The organism is Planktothrix prolifica NIVA-CYA 540, assembly GCF_963864145.1.
Taxonomy (GTDB): domain Bacteria; phylum Cyanobacteriota; class Cyanobacteriia; order Cyanobacteriales; family Microcoleaceae; genus Planktothrix; species Planktothrix agardhii.
On sequence record NZ_CAWLTW010000001.1, the window covers coordinates 262,032 to 275,766 of the forward strand.

Sequence of the window (13,735 nt, forward strand, 5' to 3'; positions counted from 1 at the left end):
TTAGTATAGTGCTTTATTTTTTACTCTGTACTTAACCGACAGGTGGCGATCTCATGAACCGAACTCACATTCACAATTGCCCCTCCTTGAGATTTCATCAAAGGATAAAGCTGACGGACACCCAAATAAACCGAGCGGAGATTGACTGCCATCACCCGATCCCATTCCTCCGGTGTAGTCTCTACCAGAGGCTTACAAACTTGTATTGCCGCATTATTCACAATAGCTGCTATATTTTCAACCTTTCCCGATAGTTGGTGGGCGATATTTCCCCAAGCCAAAGCATCAGAGACATCAGCCCGAATCAACAAATCAACCCCAGTTAATGGCGTGGTGACTTCACCCAGATCAACCCCTACCACATACCAGCCATTTTTTTGAAACAACCCAGCAGTAGCCCTACCAATGCCGCCTAAAACCCCAGTAATTAAGACAACTTTACTCATTAAATTAACCCCAACCAATATCGCAACGACTGCTCTAAGTTGTCCGCATCCCCATCAGATAACTTGCCGATCACTTTAATAATCAAGCTCTCGTGGACTGTATACAAACCTCGCTTTACTGCTGTGGCTACATTTAGCCCAGCGACAGACCAATCAGAAAGCAAAAACTCCCCATCCAGTAAAGATTCAGTTCTGCTCGTTAGGGGTACGATCAAAATGTCTTGAGATGGGTGTGGCGCACTCACAATAACCGCAGGTCTAACCTTTGAACTTGACAAGTCTGAAAACGGATAACGAACCAGAATAACGTCATTTTTTGAGTAACTCGGCATAAATATCATCCTCAGCATTATCCCAGACTGCATTTAATGAAATCTGACTGGCTTGAAGCCAAAATTCAAATTCATCATTAGGAATTAAAGTTACAAGCACCTGCGTTCCTTCCACCAAATCTGCTGACTCAAGCAATTCAATTTTCCCTTGTTTAACAGTACCCCAAAGTGTTCTCATCATATTTATTTATCTCTAAATAAAATAGTTTTGGCTAGTCGCTTATCTTAGCACTACGTTGAAAAATAGACATTAGCTTATAACATAAGTCTGGGAGCTTGAAAACTCAGTGTCTTCAGACCACCAGATGAAAAGCGACTCAGGGGGTTTTAACCCCCGTGAATATTTCTTCAATCTATGTTAATATATCCAGTAACAGGAAAAGGTAAACAACCTGTCTAAAAACCTAGTCGCCTAACGGCAAAACGCTGAACCTTGACAATTGAATCTATAGGGTTCTACTGCACAGTTCTAGTTTTCCCCCAGCAGTGGGTAAAAGATTCATGGGAGCTAGACGAACAGTTTTTAAGCAAAAAAGAACTCGCATTAATGCGAATAGGGTAGGGCATACCCGCTCTTTAGCTTGGGGAGAATCCCACCTCTGGTTAAAGCACTGCAAGGTACTTTGATTAAGTGGTTTCGTTGAACCAAGAATCGAGCGCGTCTTCAGACCTGAGAGTGTCAACTGTTTGACCCTTTAATTTTCTAATCCTAACCCCTGTAAAAGATTTTTAATCGCCATCTCATTCACCCGCAATACAGCTTCCCTCGTATGAGAACCATTATGGGTTCCAAAAATACACTGGTCAAACTGGCGTAAAGGACTCTCCATATCTGTTCCAGGTTTTAGAGTTAGATAGGAGTATGTACAAAAAACGGTGCTGGGCTAGTTTTGGTTGTTAGAGGAATGGCTTAATTTCGGAAAGTCAAGACTTAAAAGTTTCAAAATTAAGATCCCCTCAGTTTTCAATAATCCCAAATATAAGTTGTTGCCATTCAGGTAAATCCGTCAACAAACAAATATCCAAATTCAAGCGATTCTGAACTGAAAACTTTTTGAACTGCTCTACCCAATCTGAAATCGTTTCGACTTTATAGTAAGGAGTGTATTCTAAAGACCCATCCAGAAATCGAGCCATTTCCCCATATAATCCCCTATCATAGTGATACCAAGCCAACCATACCAACGTATGATAACGCACCCGATGCTCCATACCTCGAATCTGCTCCGGTAAATCCCGATGAGCAAAAAACTTGTCCAACACCTTCACCACACATTCAGCTTGAGTTTTGGTGTTTCTAGTCGTGTTCCCCCCATACCTGCGATAACCCGCCGCCACCCGCCGCCACCAAGCCGCTTCACACCCCATCAACGCTAAACGCAACACCAAATCAACATCATGGGATTGGCGCAACTCCCCATCAAACCCCCCCACCTGTCCTAACCACTGTTGACGAATCATCATGCCACTGGTTTTAACTGGTTTATACATTAACCAACTTTCCAAATTCAGATCAGGAACATCACGCCAAGGTTCCACATCAATAATTTTCTTACCCCCTCCATCCACAATTCGCCAGCCTGTATGTACACTTCCCAAACTAGGCTGTTGCTCAAAACAATTCACTTGTGCTGCTAACTTTTCGGGTACAATCCAAAAATCATCCGCATCTAAAAAAGCTATAAATTCACCCTGAGCTTGTTTAATCCCTAAATTACGAGCGACAGCCGAACCTTGATTTTCTTGATAAAAATATCTAATTTTATTCTGGTAAGACTCTAAAACTTGACAAGTTTGATCCGTTGATCCATCATCAATAACAATAATTTCATAATCTTGATAAGTCTGCCTCAAAACACTATCAATCGCTTCAGGAAGAAAGCGATCGCAATTATAAGTCGGAATAATTACACTAACTCTAGGCATTAAAATTACTGTTAATTAATACAGTTTAAATTATTTTGTGGATACCAATTATCCTCTAATAATTGTTCAAAATTTTCTGATAAATGCGATCGCCCCAAAAGATAACCCCCCCCTGACCAAAGTTGAATTGAACTCAGTTAATAAATATTAACAAATTTCTCACGGATCTCGGTTGACCGGGACTGACCCCTTCCTAGAGACAGATAATTAAGGGTTGAAGGGCCAAAATCGCCAACTTTTGTAATTTTTGATATAAAATCAAATTTATGTGAAGATTTGTTTAGAATAACCGACATCCATTTAGAGAGGAGAAAATACAGTGGCTTTTGAACTTCCCGCCCTACCCTTTGCCGACGATGCTTTAGAATCTAGCAAAATGTCGGCCAAGACCTTTTCCTTCCATCATGGTAAGCACCACGCGGCTTATGTTACGAACCTGAATAAACTGATTGATGGGACAGGACTAGCGGATAAATCCCTAGAGGAAATTATCAAGGCAACCGCCAATGACCCGAATAAAGCTGGAATTTTCAACAATGCGGCTCAAGTCTGGAATCATACTTTCTTCTGGAATAGTCTGAAAGCTGGTGGCGGTGGCCAACCCACAGGCGCTTTAGCCGAAAAAATTAATGCCGACTTTGGTAGCTTTGACAAATTTATCGAAGAATTCAAAGCCGCCGCGACTACTCAATTTGGTAGTGGTTGGGCTTGGTTAGTATTAAATAATGGCACTCTGAAAGTTACCAAAACCGCTAATGCAGGAACTCCTATTGTGGATGGATTAACTCCTTTATTAACTTTAGATGTTTGGGAACACGCCTATTATTTAGACTTCCAAAATGCCAGACCTGCTTACATTGAAAACTTCCTAAATCAATTAGTGAACTGGGATTTTGTGGCTGAAAACTTCGCTGCTGCATAATTGAGCATTCTTTCTGAAATAGATTGAACCACAAGCAAGACAGTCATTCTATTTTTAGAACTGTCTTGCTTTTTTTATCATCCCAATTAATTCAAATTTTAACCATGAATAGTCAAGATCTTGCCCGATATATTGAAAGCACTAATGGTATTTCTAAGTCCTGGTTATTAGTACAATTGCGGTTAAAAAAACTTGAAGAACGCCGTTCAGAAATTTCCCAGGAAGAATATATTCAAGAGTTAGCCCAACTGCATCAAGAATTAATGAATTTGGGGGAGTGGTGGTTGGGAATAGAAAATGAGGTTTTTGGTTAAAATTGATTCCTCATCATTTTTTAGGGTCTAATGCTTCCAGTTCACCCCCAAACGTTTGAGATAATCCCAACCCCTTTGGGGCCAAACATGAGGACGTCCCGTTTTTTCAGCAATCCATTCCGCCACCTTCGGGCCAGACCAAGAGCCACCATCCGGTGCTGGCCCCTTTAACGCCTGCATCAGTTCATGTTGTTGGCCTAAAGTGAGTAAAGATTTCGCTATCGGGGGTTGGCGCTCCCGGCTACGATTCTTAATAGAACTGGGCCCCTCGCGGTTATAGCGCCGGATAATTTCCTTGGCATAGTCGTAATTTAACCCCACCACTTCAGCCGATTGTTTAATTGTCCAATCCCCTGCCACAAGGCAAAGCAAATGCCATCGACGGGCCTCTGTCGTGTCTCGTGCTTGACGATAGCGAGCTTTCAGGTCATCGGGCGTTAGATACGGTTCGATGTGCGCTTTAGGTGGCATTCATCCGATTCAGCATCAGGAAATTTGGTTAGTCTATCTGATCGTTTTAAGGGTTTTCCGGATCAATGCCAGAATTTCTAAGAATTACGAATTACGAATAGGTAATGGGTAATGGGTAATGGGTAATGGGTAATGGGTAATAGGTAATGGGTAATGGGTAATGGGTAATGGGTAATGGGTAATGGGTTTACTCCCCCTGCCTCCCCCGCTCCCCCTGCCCCTCCTGGTGTTAAACTCTGATATGGGTATTTTTAAGAATATGAGGAATAACAGAGTATGGCATCCATCCGTAAGTTGCACCGACAACTGATCAAAAAAGAACGCTCCGCCGTTGAGATCACCCAGGAAGCGCTGGATCGGATTGCACAACTTGAACCCCAATTAAAGAGTTTCCTCTGTGTGACGGCGGATAGAGCCTTAGAACAGGCCCGTCAAGTAGATGCCAAAATTTCCAGAGGAGAAGAAATAGGTCTGTTAGCAGGAATTCCCATCGCCATTAAAGACAATATGTGTACCGAGGGAATTCGGACTACCTGTGGCTCCAAAATTTTAGAGAATTTTATCCCGCCCTACGAATCTACCGTTACCCAGAAACTCGCTGCGGCTGGGGCGGTGATGGTGGGAAAAACCAACATGGATGAATTTGCCATGGGGAGTTCAACCGAAAACTCAGCCTATCAGGTGACAGCTAATCCTTGGGATTTAGAACGGGTTCCGGGGGGGTCATCGGGGGGGTCTGCTGCGGCCGTAGCTGCCGGAGAAGCGGTGGTTTCCCTGGGTTCAGATACGGGGGGTTCGATTCGTCAGCCCGCGTCATTCTGTGGGGTTGTCGGGCTTAAACCCACCTATGGCTTAATTTCTCGTTACGGCTTAGTCGCCTATGCGTCCTCTTTAGATCAAATTGGGCCCTTTGGACGTTCTGTGGAAGATGTCGCTATTTTATTACAAGCGATCGCCGGACACGACCCTAAAGATGCCACCAGTTTAAACCTGCCTATTCCCGATTATGTTTCCGGGCTATTACCTTCTTTAAGAGCCAGAAGTGGGATTAAAATTGGAGTAATTAAGGAAACCTTTGGGGAAGGATTAGATCCCATTGTGGAAAAAACTGTCACCAAAGCTATTAGTGTTTTACAGGAATCCGGTGCAGAAATTCAAGTGGTTTCTTGTCCTCGCTTTCGCTATGGTTTACCAACTTATTATGTGATTGCACCTTCCGAGGCTTCTGCTAATTTAGCCCGTTATGATGGGGTGAAATATGGTTTCCGTTATCCCGATGCGGATAATTTAATTGAAATGTATCAGAAAACCCGGGCGCAGGGGTTTGGGGCGGAAGTCAAACGCCGGATTATGATGGGAACCTATGTATTATCGGCGGGATATTATGACGCCTATTATTTGAAAGCCCAAAAGGTGAGAACTTTAATTAAGGAAGATTTTGATCGGGCGTTTAGTCAAGTGGAAGTTTTAGTTTGTCCGACCGCACCTTCAACGGCTTTTAAAGCGGGTGAAAAAACGGCTGATCCCTTGAGTATGTATTTATCGGATTTAATGACTATTCCAGTTAATTTAGCGGGTTTACCAGGTATTAGTGTTCCCTGTGGTTTTGATGATCAAGGCTTACCGATTGGGATGCAATTAATTGGCAAACCGTTAGGGGAATCTCGGTTATTAGAAGTTGCTAATGCCTATGAACAAGCAACGGATTGGCATAATTATAAACCTCAAGGAATCTAATCTGTAAATATTAGGGTGGGCTTTGCTCACCTCTTTAATCCTTCTGTAATTTTTCTAACCATTATGTCCTATAAAGTTAATGTTTCCATAGAAAAAACGGATTCAGGATATTTAGCCTATTGTCCTGAACTCTCTGAACAAACCTTTCAAGGAGATTCACTGGATTTAATTTTTTCTGAGTTAAAAACCTTTATTCAAGCCGATTATCAACATCAAGTTTCCTCTGAAACTAAAAGAAAACCGATTTGGGAAATTGCCCAAGATTTAACTCAAGATATAACTGAGGATGAACTTAAACTTTTTACTACTAATCTTAATATGTCAACAACTTTAACGGATATCGGTACATTAATTATTTCTACACCCGGAATTTGTGGGGGTCGCCCTCGCATTACGGGAACAAGAATGTCGGTGATGAGTATTGCAATTGATTATAATGCTGGCATGACTGTTGAAGAAATTTTACGAGAATTTCCTCACTTGAATTTAGGACAAATTTATGCGGCTTTGACCTATTATTATGTCAATAAGTCAAGTATGGATCAAGAAATTATGGCTTATTATGAAGAATGCGATCGCTTAGAAAAAGAACAGAGCGCGAGGACGGTTTCGTGAGTCAGAAACCGGGTTTCTAGCTGTAGTCTTTTGGTTGTAATCTAAATTTTTGGATAGAAACCCGGTTTCTTGAGTTATCTACAATGTTTCCTTATATATAACGGTAGCTGTTCTTTTGTTACAATAGGCAAACAACGTCATTTCACGATCACTTTGAAAGACTTAAGCGTTCAATCCATGAATTTATAGAAATTGGAGATGGCTAGACTACTTTCTGTAAGCAGCTATCTCCTCGTACTTTTTTTGTTAGAATTGATAAAGTTTGTACCTTCACTTTAATGATAACTAATGGCTAAAATATCCGAACAATCGAAAAAGAATACTTTATTAGCAAGATTGAAGCTGAAGCTATTTGAAATGATTACGAGCAAAAAGAATTACTTACCTGAAAAGCATGAAGTTGAGTCTTTCTTTTTTAAACAAATGCGCTCGAATACCTATTTGTCTAAAATACTTATGTTTATTTTTACACTAGATTCTACTAAGGAGGTTATTTATTCTGACTTAGAAGAACCATTTATTATAGAAGATTTGTTGAGGATGCTAGAAGATTTCCCATTAGAAAAAACCGTTTTTTTGGAGATACTTAAATGTCCTAAAAATTTACCTATTAATTTTGGTGTTCTAATAAATTGTGAAAAACTTGCAGATAGTGGATATGTTTACGAAATCATATTATTATCTGAAAAGGAGTTTCCTAATTTTCTTCCTGGGATTTTTGAGATTCGTGCTAGTACAAATCATCCTCACCCAATGTTTAATGTTGTTCGCTCAAGTGAATGGGAGGTTTATGATAGTAAAAATTATCAAAGTCTACCAATTCTGATCCTAATTACTAAAATTCTTAATTACATTACTAAGCACTTAGATTATCAATTCCTTGATCCAAAAAAGCTAAAATTAGACTTTGTTGCTCCACCATTGGACAAAAAACTTATTGCACTTTTAGAGTTAGCTGATAAAGAAAAATTATCCTGTTCACTTGTAGAAGTTCCTTTTTCATTAATACGCCCTTATGATATTGATTTTTGCTTATCATACCCCTTAGAGCTATTAAAGAAAAAATTTAATGGTGAACCCACACTAAGTAATAGTTTATTAGTTTATTGGGATAAAAATGCTTTTATTATGAGTGATGACTATCCAAAATATCTTTCCTACCGTTCGTCTAACATTCAAACAGTCCCCTGTGTTGTGCTTGGAAATTATCCCGTCATTGTTGGTAAACTAATTCGGACAGGTGGCTATGAACTCATTCCACCAGCTGATGTTATTTACCTTCCTAAAGTTGACTTGTCAGATCCCAAAGTAAAAGAGAGGATTTTAGATGAGAGACTTAAAATAATTCATACTAAAGAAAAAAAATCATCAAAGTTATATAATCTTTTTTACTTTTTATCTAAGCTTATTCAAAATCCTTCTACTCCAGAAAGAGATCTACATCAATTTATCTTAAATAATCCAATTTGTTTGGATACTGAACATTTTAATATCTTGTCAGAAGTTCGGTTAGGCAAGGACTATCGTGCAGACTTGTTGTTGGAATATAAACTAAGCGATAAAAGAATTATTCTAGTTGAATTAGAGAAAGCTAGTTTGCCATTATTCAATAAATCAGGAAGATTAAGATATCCTGTTACTCATGCCATTCAACAGGTGGAAGACTGGTTGAGATGGTGGCGAGAACATCCTGATCAAATCCCTCAATCTTTAGATCATTCAGCACCGCTTCAAGGTTTAGTGGTAATTGGTAGAAGCTTCAACATGAGTGATGATGAGAAGCGAAATTTAGTACATCTTAACCATAATCGTTCGGTAAAAGTTATTACTTATGATGATCTACTTGATCGCATTGAAGCTTTAATTCAAAATCTTGAAAATTAATTCAAAATTCGTAATCTAACTAAACACAAAATGCCTGTATCCCCTCCAGATAAACATATTCAGGACTTACGCAAGTGATAGACGCAATCGCTATTAAACAGAAGTTAACTTCATAGAAACAGAGGGAGATTTAAGCTGACTAATTAAGTAATATGAAATCCTTAAATGTATGCTACAATTACTGGATGCGATAGCCTTCGGCTGGGCGGAGCCCATCGCCACGGAACAAAAAAGCATTCAGAAGAAAACAACAACAGAGGAACAGCTTTGGTCAGTGGGGTAGGCGATCGCTTTCGCTATTGTCCACAGGTTCCATTAGGAGTGATTTGTTCCCATTCTGTGGGATGGCTACCGAATGAGATTTGGAAATTTTGGGTGAATTCCAGAGTCGATATTGCCTTAATGAAACGGGGATTTAAAGCCAGTCGTAATGCTAAATTAGTCATAGAATGTCAATCCCATTATCATGATAGTTTAGAAGCTCAGGTGCGCGATCGCAAAAAAGCAAAACTCTTAGAAAAGGTGGGAGTTCCCTTAATTTATGTGCGTTCAGTTGAAACAGATAGACGGTTTTATAGATTCTATACCCCAGATGAAAATACAGAAGTTTTTTATAATATTATTAATCAGGAGGGACGAACGGAATTAGAAACCTTTTTAACTGCCATTCTTACCCTTTAATATTAAACAAAAATTAACCCCCTTTCTATTATATAGAAGGAGGGTTCAGGATTCAATCATAAATTGACAATCCTATTTAATCCAACCTGCACTTAAAATAACAGTAAGTCCCATAAAAATAATCGCTAACATCCAAGTAATCCGATTTAAGGTAGTTTCGGCACTTTTGGCGCTAGTAAATAATTGAGCTTGTCCACCAATACCCCCAATACCGTCGCCTTTAGGACTATGGAGTAAGACCAGAATAATAATCCCTACAGCCGATAAAGACCAAACCGCTTGTAATACTTGAGTAACCATGTTAAGAAGTTGATAATTTGAACAGAAAAATTAAAGCGTCAAACCTTTAATTATAACCTATTTTTCAAGGAATTAATTTAAAGTTTTACCCGCATCGGAGTCCGATTTTCCCGAACTTCATAGGCGGCGGATTCAATCATAGAAACACCCGTCATTTCCGGGGGTTGAGGAATACCCAAAATCTGCAAAATCGTGGGGGCGATATCCGCTAAACAGCCATCTGTCCGTAAAGGAATATCGGTTCCGTGACCTGGAATTTTGCGTTTTTCCCCTTCTACTAGGATAAAGGGAACGGGGTTAGTTGTGTGGGCTGTCCAGGGATTTCCCTCCGCGTCGCACATATATTCGGCGTTACCATGGTCAGCAATAATAATCGCCGTCCCCCCAGCTTGACTAATACTTTGTAATAATATCCCTAAACAGTGATCAACGGTTTCAACCGCTTTTACTGCCGCCTCCATCATCCCCGTATGTCCGACCATATCAGGATTAGCGTAATTAATTACAATCATTGAGTAAATTCCCTTTTCAATACCCTCAATTGCCACATCTGTTACAGCTTCGGCGGACATTTCCGGTTGTAAATCATAAGTAGCAACGGAGGGACTGGGAATTAATTCTCGGTCTTCCCCCGGATAGGGTTGTTCTAAACCGCCATTAAAAAAATAGGTGACATGGGCATATTTTTCTGTTTCCGCCGTGCGTAATTGTTTTAACCCATGTTCAGCGATAACTTGTCCGAGAATATTATTCAGATTTTGGGGTTCAAAAGCAACTAAAACGGGAAAATTAGAGTCATATTGAGTCAAAGTTACAAAGCTCAGGGGCTGAATATAGGAACGTTCAAAATCCTTAAAATCAGCATCAACAAACACCTGAGTTAACTCCCTCGCCCGGTCAGGACGGAAGTTAAAGAAAATCACCCCATCCCCGGCTTCCACCGCCCCAGATGCGATTCTACAGGGCAACACAAACTCATCTTTTATGCCTTCAGAATAGGAAGATAACATCACATCGGCGGCCGATAATCCATTACCTTCCCCATCGGTAGTCATGATATCATAAGCTTGTTTAACTCGATCCCATCGTTTATCTCGATCCATGGCATAATAACGGCCACTAATTGTTACAATACGACCGATACCAATAGCATCAATTTGTTCTTGAAGTTGCTTAATATATTTAATTCCATCTTTAGGATTAGTGTCTCGACCATCCATAATGGCATGAATACAAACATCTCTAATATTTTTAGCTTTTGCTAAGTTTAAAAGTCCGTATAAATGATCTAAATGGGAGTGAACACCACCATCAGAACATAAACCCATCAAGTGTAACTTGCCGTTTTTATCTAAAACATCTTGACAAACTTTTAACAATGCCGGGTTATTTTGAATTGTGCCATCTTCAACCGCATCGGAAATTCTAACTAACTCTTGAGGGACAACGCGCCCCGCACCAATATTCAAATGACCCACTTCTGAATTTCCCATTTGACCCACGGGTAAGCCCACGGCCTTCCCAGAGGTGCGAATTAGGGTTCGGGGGTAAGCTGTCCATAGACTATCCATCACCGGGGTATTGGCAACGGCTATGGCATTTCCGTCGGTTTGTTCACGATAACCCCATCCGTCCAAAATGATAAGTACAACGGGAGATACAGATTTTGGTGCCATACTTAAGTTACCTTTTCCTGCTTGTGGTGATTTCTGGCTAGATTATACCTTATGGGGGAAGTCTGTTAATCACGAGAACTTTATAATGCCACCTATAAAACTTAAAATTCAGCCTTTAAAAGCTGATACAAAATCTAAATTTTTAGGGCGTTTAATGAAATTTGCGATCAGTCTCCTCGGCTTCCTTAAACCTTATTTACGATGGATAGTCCTGGGAGGAACATTATTTTTCTTGGCTGCAAGTTTTAGAAAGCATTGGCAAGAAATTTCAGAAATTGATATTAGTTCAACGGGATGGCTCTATCTCGGATTAGCTCTGATTATTACCCTTTGCGCCCATATTTGGTCAGCCTTTGTCTGGTTAATTATTGTTAAAGAGTTTAAGCAAATAATTAGACCCCGTTGGGGATTACAGCTTTATTTAATTACTAATCTTGCGAAATATCTGCCGGGGAATATTTGGCACTTTTATGGGCGAATTATGGCGATGAAAGACTCTGGTATTGCCCTAGAAGGGGCGGCATTAAGTGTATTACTTGAGCCCTTGATTCTAGCAGTCGCCGCATTAGGGTTGGCATTAATCAGCTATAATAGTTCCTATTGGATTATACAAATTTTAGGTTTAATTGCTTTAGGAATTGGCATTCATCCTCGGATTTTGAACCCAATTCTGAAATATTTAGAAACCTCAAAATTCAAAAAACAACTGTCTGATATTCCCAAGGAAGCCTCCTGTCAATTAGATCATTATCCCCTCAAACCCCTATTCGGAGGGGCAAGTTTCGTTTTATTAAGATGGTCGGGTTTTATGTTGACTTTACTCGCCTTAACTCCCCTAACTTTTGAGCAAATTCCGATATTATTAGGAGCCTATAGTTTTGCTTGGTTATTGGGTTTATTAATTCCGGGTGCCCCCGGAGGATTAGGAGTTTTTGAAGCCACTATTTTAGCTTTATTGAATCAACAATTTTCCCCTGCTATTTTATTGGGTGCGATCGCATTTTACCGTTTAGTCAGTATTCTCGCTGAAACCCTGGGTGCATTATTAGCCAAATTAGATCAAAGATTTTTAGATAATTCTAATTGATAGGCTTTAACTAATAAGTCAATTCCCGTAATCGCTGTACCAACAACCACAGCATGGGCTCCTAAATCTAAGGCTTTTCTAGCCATTTCCGGTGAAGAAATTCCCCCTTCACAAATTACAGGAACTTGCAATTGTTTAACCATTTGGGATAATAAATCAAAACCCGGAGGAGATTGATTTTGGGTGGCTTTTGTATAACCATATAAGGTTGTTCCTACACAGTCTGCACCCGCTTCTACCGCTTCTATAGCTGCTTCTAAACTATCCACATCCGCCATCACAAGTTTGCCTAATTCCTGATGGATTTTAGCAATTAAATTCTTAACGGTTTCTCCTTGGGGACGTTCTCGCAAGGTAGCATCAATCGCAATTATATCAGCCCCTGAGTTAGCGATCGCAATGGCATCTTCAAATCGTGGCGTAATATACACATCAAACCCTGGAATTTGTTGTTTCCATAACCCAATAATAGGCTGAGAAACCCATTTACGCACGGCTTCAACATGGGCTGGGGTATCTATTCTCACCCCTAATGCTCCTTGGTTAACGGCGGCTTTAGCCATGGCTGCAATGACAATGGGATCATGTAGGGGAGAATCAATTGGCGCTTGACAGGAGACAATTAATCCGTGAGTTAAGAGGGAAAAAAGATTAGATTTCATGAAGGATTTTTGAGGTAAACACAAAGGCACTAAGGCACAAAGAATATTAAACTTTGAGCCATCAAAAATTAATTATTTTGAATTAAAACGGTCTATTTCTTGTTGAAATATTTCTTTAAAAATTTGGGTAGCTTGAGGTTGAATAATTTGGGAGAATAGTTGGATTGATTCTTGGAGTAATTGAGGCATAACAGTAATGGTTTTTTTGCCTGTGGGTGTTTGATAAAAGTCAATCATAGTTTGTAAATCTTTTTCTGTAAAGAATTTATCATACAGGGGATAATAAACTTTTTCCAGAATTTGGTTAAAATCAAGTTTTTCCATTAATCTTTGATTATATTGGGTGAGAATGCGACTCATATCTTGGTTAATTTGATTAATCATTTGTTGCTTTTTTTCTGAGGAAATTCCCGAATTTTCTGGGACAATAGATTCTAAAATCCCAGTAAATTCTTGTTGAAGTTGGGCGGTCGTAATTTGGCTAACCTGTCTAAATAGTTTTTCTCCTCCGGTGAGTTCTATTAATTCTCTGATCAGTTGACGTTTACTTTCAGAAACAGATGGTTGAGATAATTCTAATTCAGGTTTGGGAGTAGATTCTGCTTTGACAGGTGTGGGGAAAATTACCCCTAAAGATAAAATAGTTCCCAGTAATAAAATTCGCTTTAAGAACATAAAAAAC

General features: G+C 39.7%; 17 protein-coding genes. 7 read left to right on the plus strand and 10 right to left on the minus strand.

All coding sequences use genetic code 11. The features are described 5' to 3' along the window. Positions 1-20 precede the first annotated feature (20 nt). The 5 genes from AC559H_RS01160 to AC559H_RS01180 all read right to left on the minus strand — a co-directional run bounded on the left by AC559H_RS01160 (position 21) and on the right by AC559H_RS01180 (position 2,704). Entirely contained in the window at positions 21-446 is a 426-nt protein-coding gene (locus AC559H_RS01160; RefSeq protein ID WP_081694784.1) for an SDR family oxidoreductase, read from the minus strand. Then, on the minus strand, positions 446-778 hold the full coding sequence (locus AC559H_RS01165; RefSeq protein WP_026793719.1) for a type II toxin-antitoxin system PemK/MazF family toxin: 333 nt from the start codon (positions 776-778) through the stop codon (positions 446-448). Before AC559H_RS01165 ends, AC559H_RS01160 begins: the two co-directional genes overlap by 1 nt. Then, the gene (locus AC559H_RS01170; RefSeq protein ID WP_026793718.1) at positions 756-959 is read right to left on the minus strand and encodes a hypothetical protein; all 204 of its coding nucleotides are present in this window, start codon (positions 957-959) and stop codon (positions 756-758) included. The genes AC559H_RS01165 and AC559H_RS01170 overlap by 23 nt, the downstream gene beginning before the upstream one ends. 514 nt (positions 960-1,473) lie before the next feature. Further along, positions 1,474-1,608, minus strand: a complete 135-nt coding sequence (locus tag AC559H_RS01175; protein ID WP_267879830.1) for a hypothetical protein — start codon at positions 1,606-1,608, stop codon at positions 1,474-1,476. 127 nt (positions 1,609-1,735) lie between these two features. After that, the gene (locus AC559H_RS01180) at positions 1,736-2,704 is read right to left on the minus strand and encodes a glycosyltransferase family 2 protein (RefSeq protein ID WP_036832477.1); all 969 of its coding nucleotides are present in this window, start codon (positions 2,702-2,704) and stop codon (positions 1,736-1,738) included. 319 nt (positions 2,705-3,023) lie between these two features. On the opposite strand from AC559H_RS01180, the gene AC559H_RS01185 reads away from it, so the two are divergent. Continuing rightward, the gene (locus tag AC559H_RS01185) at positions 3,024-3,626 is read left to right on the plus strand and encodes a superoxide dismutase (RefSeq protein ID WP_026793716.1); all 603 of its coding nucleotides are present in this window, start codon (positions 3,024-3,026) and stop codon (positions 3,624-3,626) included. 104 nt (positions 3,627-3,730) lie between these two features. Continuing rightward, positions 3,731-3,940 carry a hypothetical protein gene (locus tag AC559H_RS01190; RefSeq protein ID WP_026787114.1) on the plus strand — a complete coding sequence of 70 codons (210 nt, stop codon included), beginning with the start codon at positions 3,731-3,733 and terminating at the stop codon, positions 3,938-3,940. A gap of 27 nt (positions 3,941-3,967) precedes the next feature. Here AC559H_RS01190 and AC559H_RS01195 read toward each other — a convergent pair whose 3' ends face one another. Then, positions 3,968-4,411, minus strand: a complete 444-nt coding sequence (locus tag AC559H_RS01195) for a helix-turn-helix domain-containing protein (RefSeq protein ID WP_026787115.1) — start codon at positions 4,409-4,411, stop codon at positions 3,968-3,970. A gap of 276 nt (positions 4,412-4,687) precedes the next feature. On the opposite strand from AC559H_RS01195, the gene gatA reads away from it, so the two are divergent. The 4 genes from gatA to AC559H_RS01215 all read left to right on the plus strand — a co-directional run bounded on the left by gatA (position 4,688) and on the right by AC559H_RS01215 (position 9,328). Beyond that, positions 4,688-6,148 carry an Asp-tRNA(Asn)/Glu-tRNA(Gln) amidotransferase subunit GatA gene (gene gatA / locus AC559H_RS01200; RefSeq protein WP_026793715.1) on the plus strand — a complete coding sequence of 487 codons (1,461 nt, stop codon included), beginning with the start codon at positions 4,688-4,690 and terminating at the stop codon, positions 6,146-6,148. A gap of 63 nt (positions 6,149-6,211) precedes the next feature. Further along, entirely contained in the window at positions 6,212-6,763 is a 552-nt protein-coding gene (locus tag AC559H_RS01205) for a DUF433 domain-containing protein (RefSeq protein WP_237745574.1), read from the plus strand. Positions 6,764-7,051: 288 nt separating this feature from the next. Beyond that, complete coding sequence (locus AC559H_RS01210) at positions 7,052-8,647, plus strand: Shedu immune nuclease family protein (protein WP_026798415.1); 1,596 nt, start codon at positions 7,052-7,054, stop codon at positions 8,645-8,647. Between the two features lie 165 nt (positions 8,648-8,812). Then, positions 8,813-9,328, plus strand: a complete 516-nt coding sequence (locus AC559H_RS01215) for a DUF2726 domain-containing protein (protein WP_081694783.1) — start codon at positions 8,813-8,815, stop codon at positions 9,326-9,328. Positions 9,329-9,400: 72 nt separating this feature from the next. On the opposite strand, the gene secG is transcribed toward AC559H_RS01215, so the two are convergent. Next, a complete protein-coding gene (gene secG / locus AC559H_RS01220) occupies positions 9,401-9,628 on the minus strand; it encodes a preprotein translocase subunit SecG (RefSeq protein WP_026793711.1) in 228 nt (75 codons plus the stop codon). 77 nt (positions 9,629-9,705) lie between these two features. Further along, the gene (gpmI, locus tag AC559H_RS01225) at positions 9,706-11,304 is read right to left on the minus strand and encodes a 2,3-bisphosphoglycerate-independent phosphoglycerate mutase (protein WP_026793710.1); all 1,599 of its coding nucleotides are present in this window, start codon (positions 11,302-11,304) and stop codon (positions 9,706-9,708) included. 85 nt (positions 11,305-11,389) lie between these two features. On the opposite strand from gpmI, the gene AC559H_RS01230 reads away from it, so the two are divergent. Continuing rightward, a complete protein-coding gene (locus tag AC559H_RS01230) occupies positions 11,390-12,391 on the plus strand; it encodes a lysylphosphatidylglycerol synthase transmembrane domain-containing protein (RefSeq protein WP_330949456.1) in 1,002 nt (333 codons plus the stop codon). Here AC559H_RS01230 and AC559H_RS01235 read toward each other — a convergent pair. Together AC559H_RS01235 and AC559H_RS01240 are read right to left on the minus strand one after the other, a co-directional pair. Continuing rightward, the gene (locus AC559H_RS01235; protein WP_026793708.1) at positions 12,364-13,053 is read right to left on the minus strand and encodes an N-acetylmannosamine-6-phosphate 2-epimerase; all 690 of its coding nucleotides are present in this window, start codon (positions 13,051-13,053) and stop codon (positions 12,364-12,366) included. The genes AC559H_RS01230 and AC559H_RS01235 overlap by 28 nt on opposite strands. Before the next feature lie 72 nt (positions 13,054-13,125). Continuing rightward, positions 13,126-13,728, minus strand: a complete 603-nt coding sequence (locus tag AC559H_RS01240) for a DUF2059 domain-containing protein (RefSeq protein WP_026793707.1) — start codon at positions 13,726-13,728, stop codon at positions 13,126-13,128. Positions 13,729-13,735: the final 7 nt, after the last annotated feature.

Coding starts and splice junctions, on each gene's coding strand:
- AC559H_RS01195 (WP_026787115.1), bottom strand. CDS start 4,411: ATGCCACCTAAAGCGCACATCGAACCGTATCTAACGCCCGATGACCTG.
- AC559H_RS01160 (WP_081694784.1), bottom strand. CDS start 446: ATGAGTAAAGTTGTCTTAATTACTGGGGTTTTAGGCGGCATTGGTAGG.
- AC559H_RS01240 (WP_026793707.1), bottom strand. CDS start 13,728: ATGTTCTTAAAGCGAATTTTATTACTGGGAACTATTTTATCTTTAGGG.
- secG (WP_026793711.1), bottom strand. CDS start 9,628: ATGGTTACTCAAGTATTACAAGCGGTTTGGTCTTTATCGGCTGTAGGG.
- AC559H_RS01210 (WP_026798415.1), top strand. CDS start 7,052: ATGGCTAAAATATCCGAACAATCGAAAAAGAATACTTTATTAGCAAGA.
- gatA (WP_026793715.1), top strand. CDS start 4,688: ATGGCATCCATCCGTAAGTTGCACCGACAACTGATCAAAAAAGAACGC.
- AC559H_RS01165 (WP_026793719.1), bottom strand. CDS start 778: ATGCCGAGTTACTCAAAAAATGACGTTATTCTGGTTCGTTATCCGTTT.
- AC559H_RS01180 (WP_036832477.1), bottom strand. CDS start 2,704: ATGCCTAGAGTTAGTGTAATTATTCCGACTTATAATTGCGATCGCTTT.
- AC559H_RS01205 (WP_237745574.1), top strand. CDS start 6,212: ATGTCCTATAAAGTTAATGTTTCCATAGAAAAAACGGATTCAGGATAT.
- AC559H_RS01170 (WP_026793718.1), bottom strand. CDS start 959: ATGATGAGAACACTTTGGGGTACTGTTAAACAAGGGAAAATTGAATTG.
- AC559H_RS01230 (WP_330949456.1), top strand. CDS start 11,390: ATGCCACCTATAAAACTTAAAATTCAGCCTTTAAAAGCTGATACAAAA.
- AC559H_RS01175 (WP_267879830.1), bottom strand. CDS start 1,608: ATGGAGAGTCCTTTACGCCAGTTTGACCAGTGTATTTTTGGAACCCAT.
- AC559H_RS01190 (WP_026787114.1), top strand. CDS start 3,731: ATGAATAGTCAAGATCTTGCCCGATATATTGAAAGCACTAATGGTATT.
- gpmI (WP_026793710.1), bottom strand. CDS start 11,304: ATGGCACCAAAATCTGTATCTCCCGTTGTACTTATCATTTTGGACGGA.
- AC559H_RS01215 (WP_081694783.1), top strand. CDS start 8,813: ATGTATGCTACAATTACTGGATGCGATAGCCTTCGGCTGGGCGGAGCC.
- AC559H_RS01235 (WP_026793708.1), bottom strand. CDS start 13,053: ATGAAATCTAATCTTTTTTCCCTCTTAACTCACGGATTAATTGTCTCC.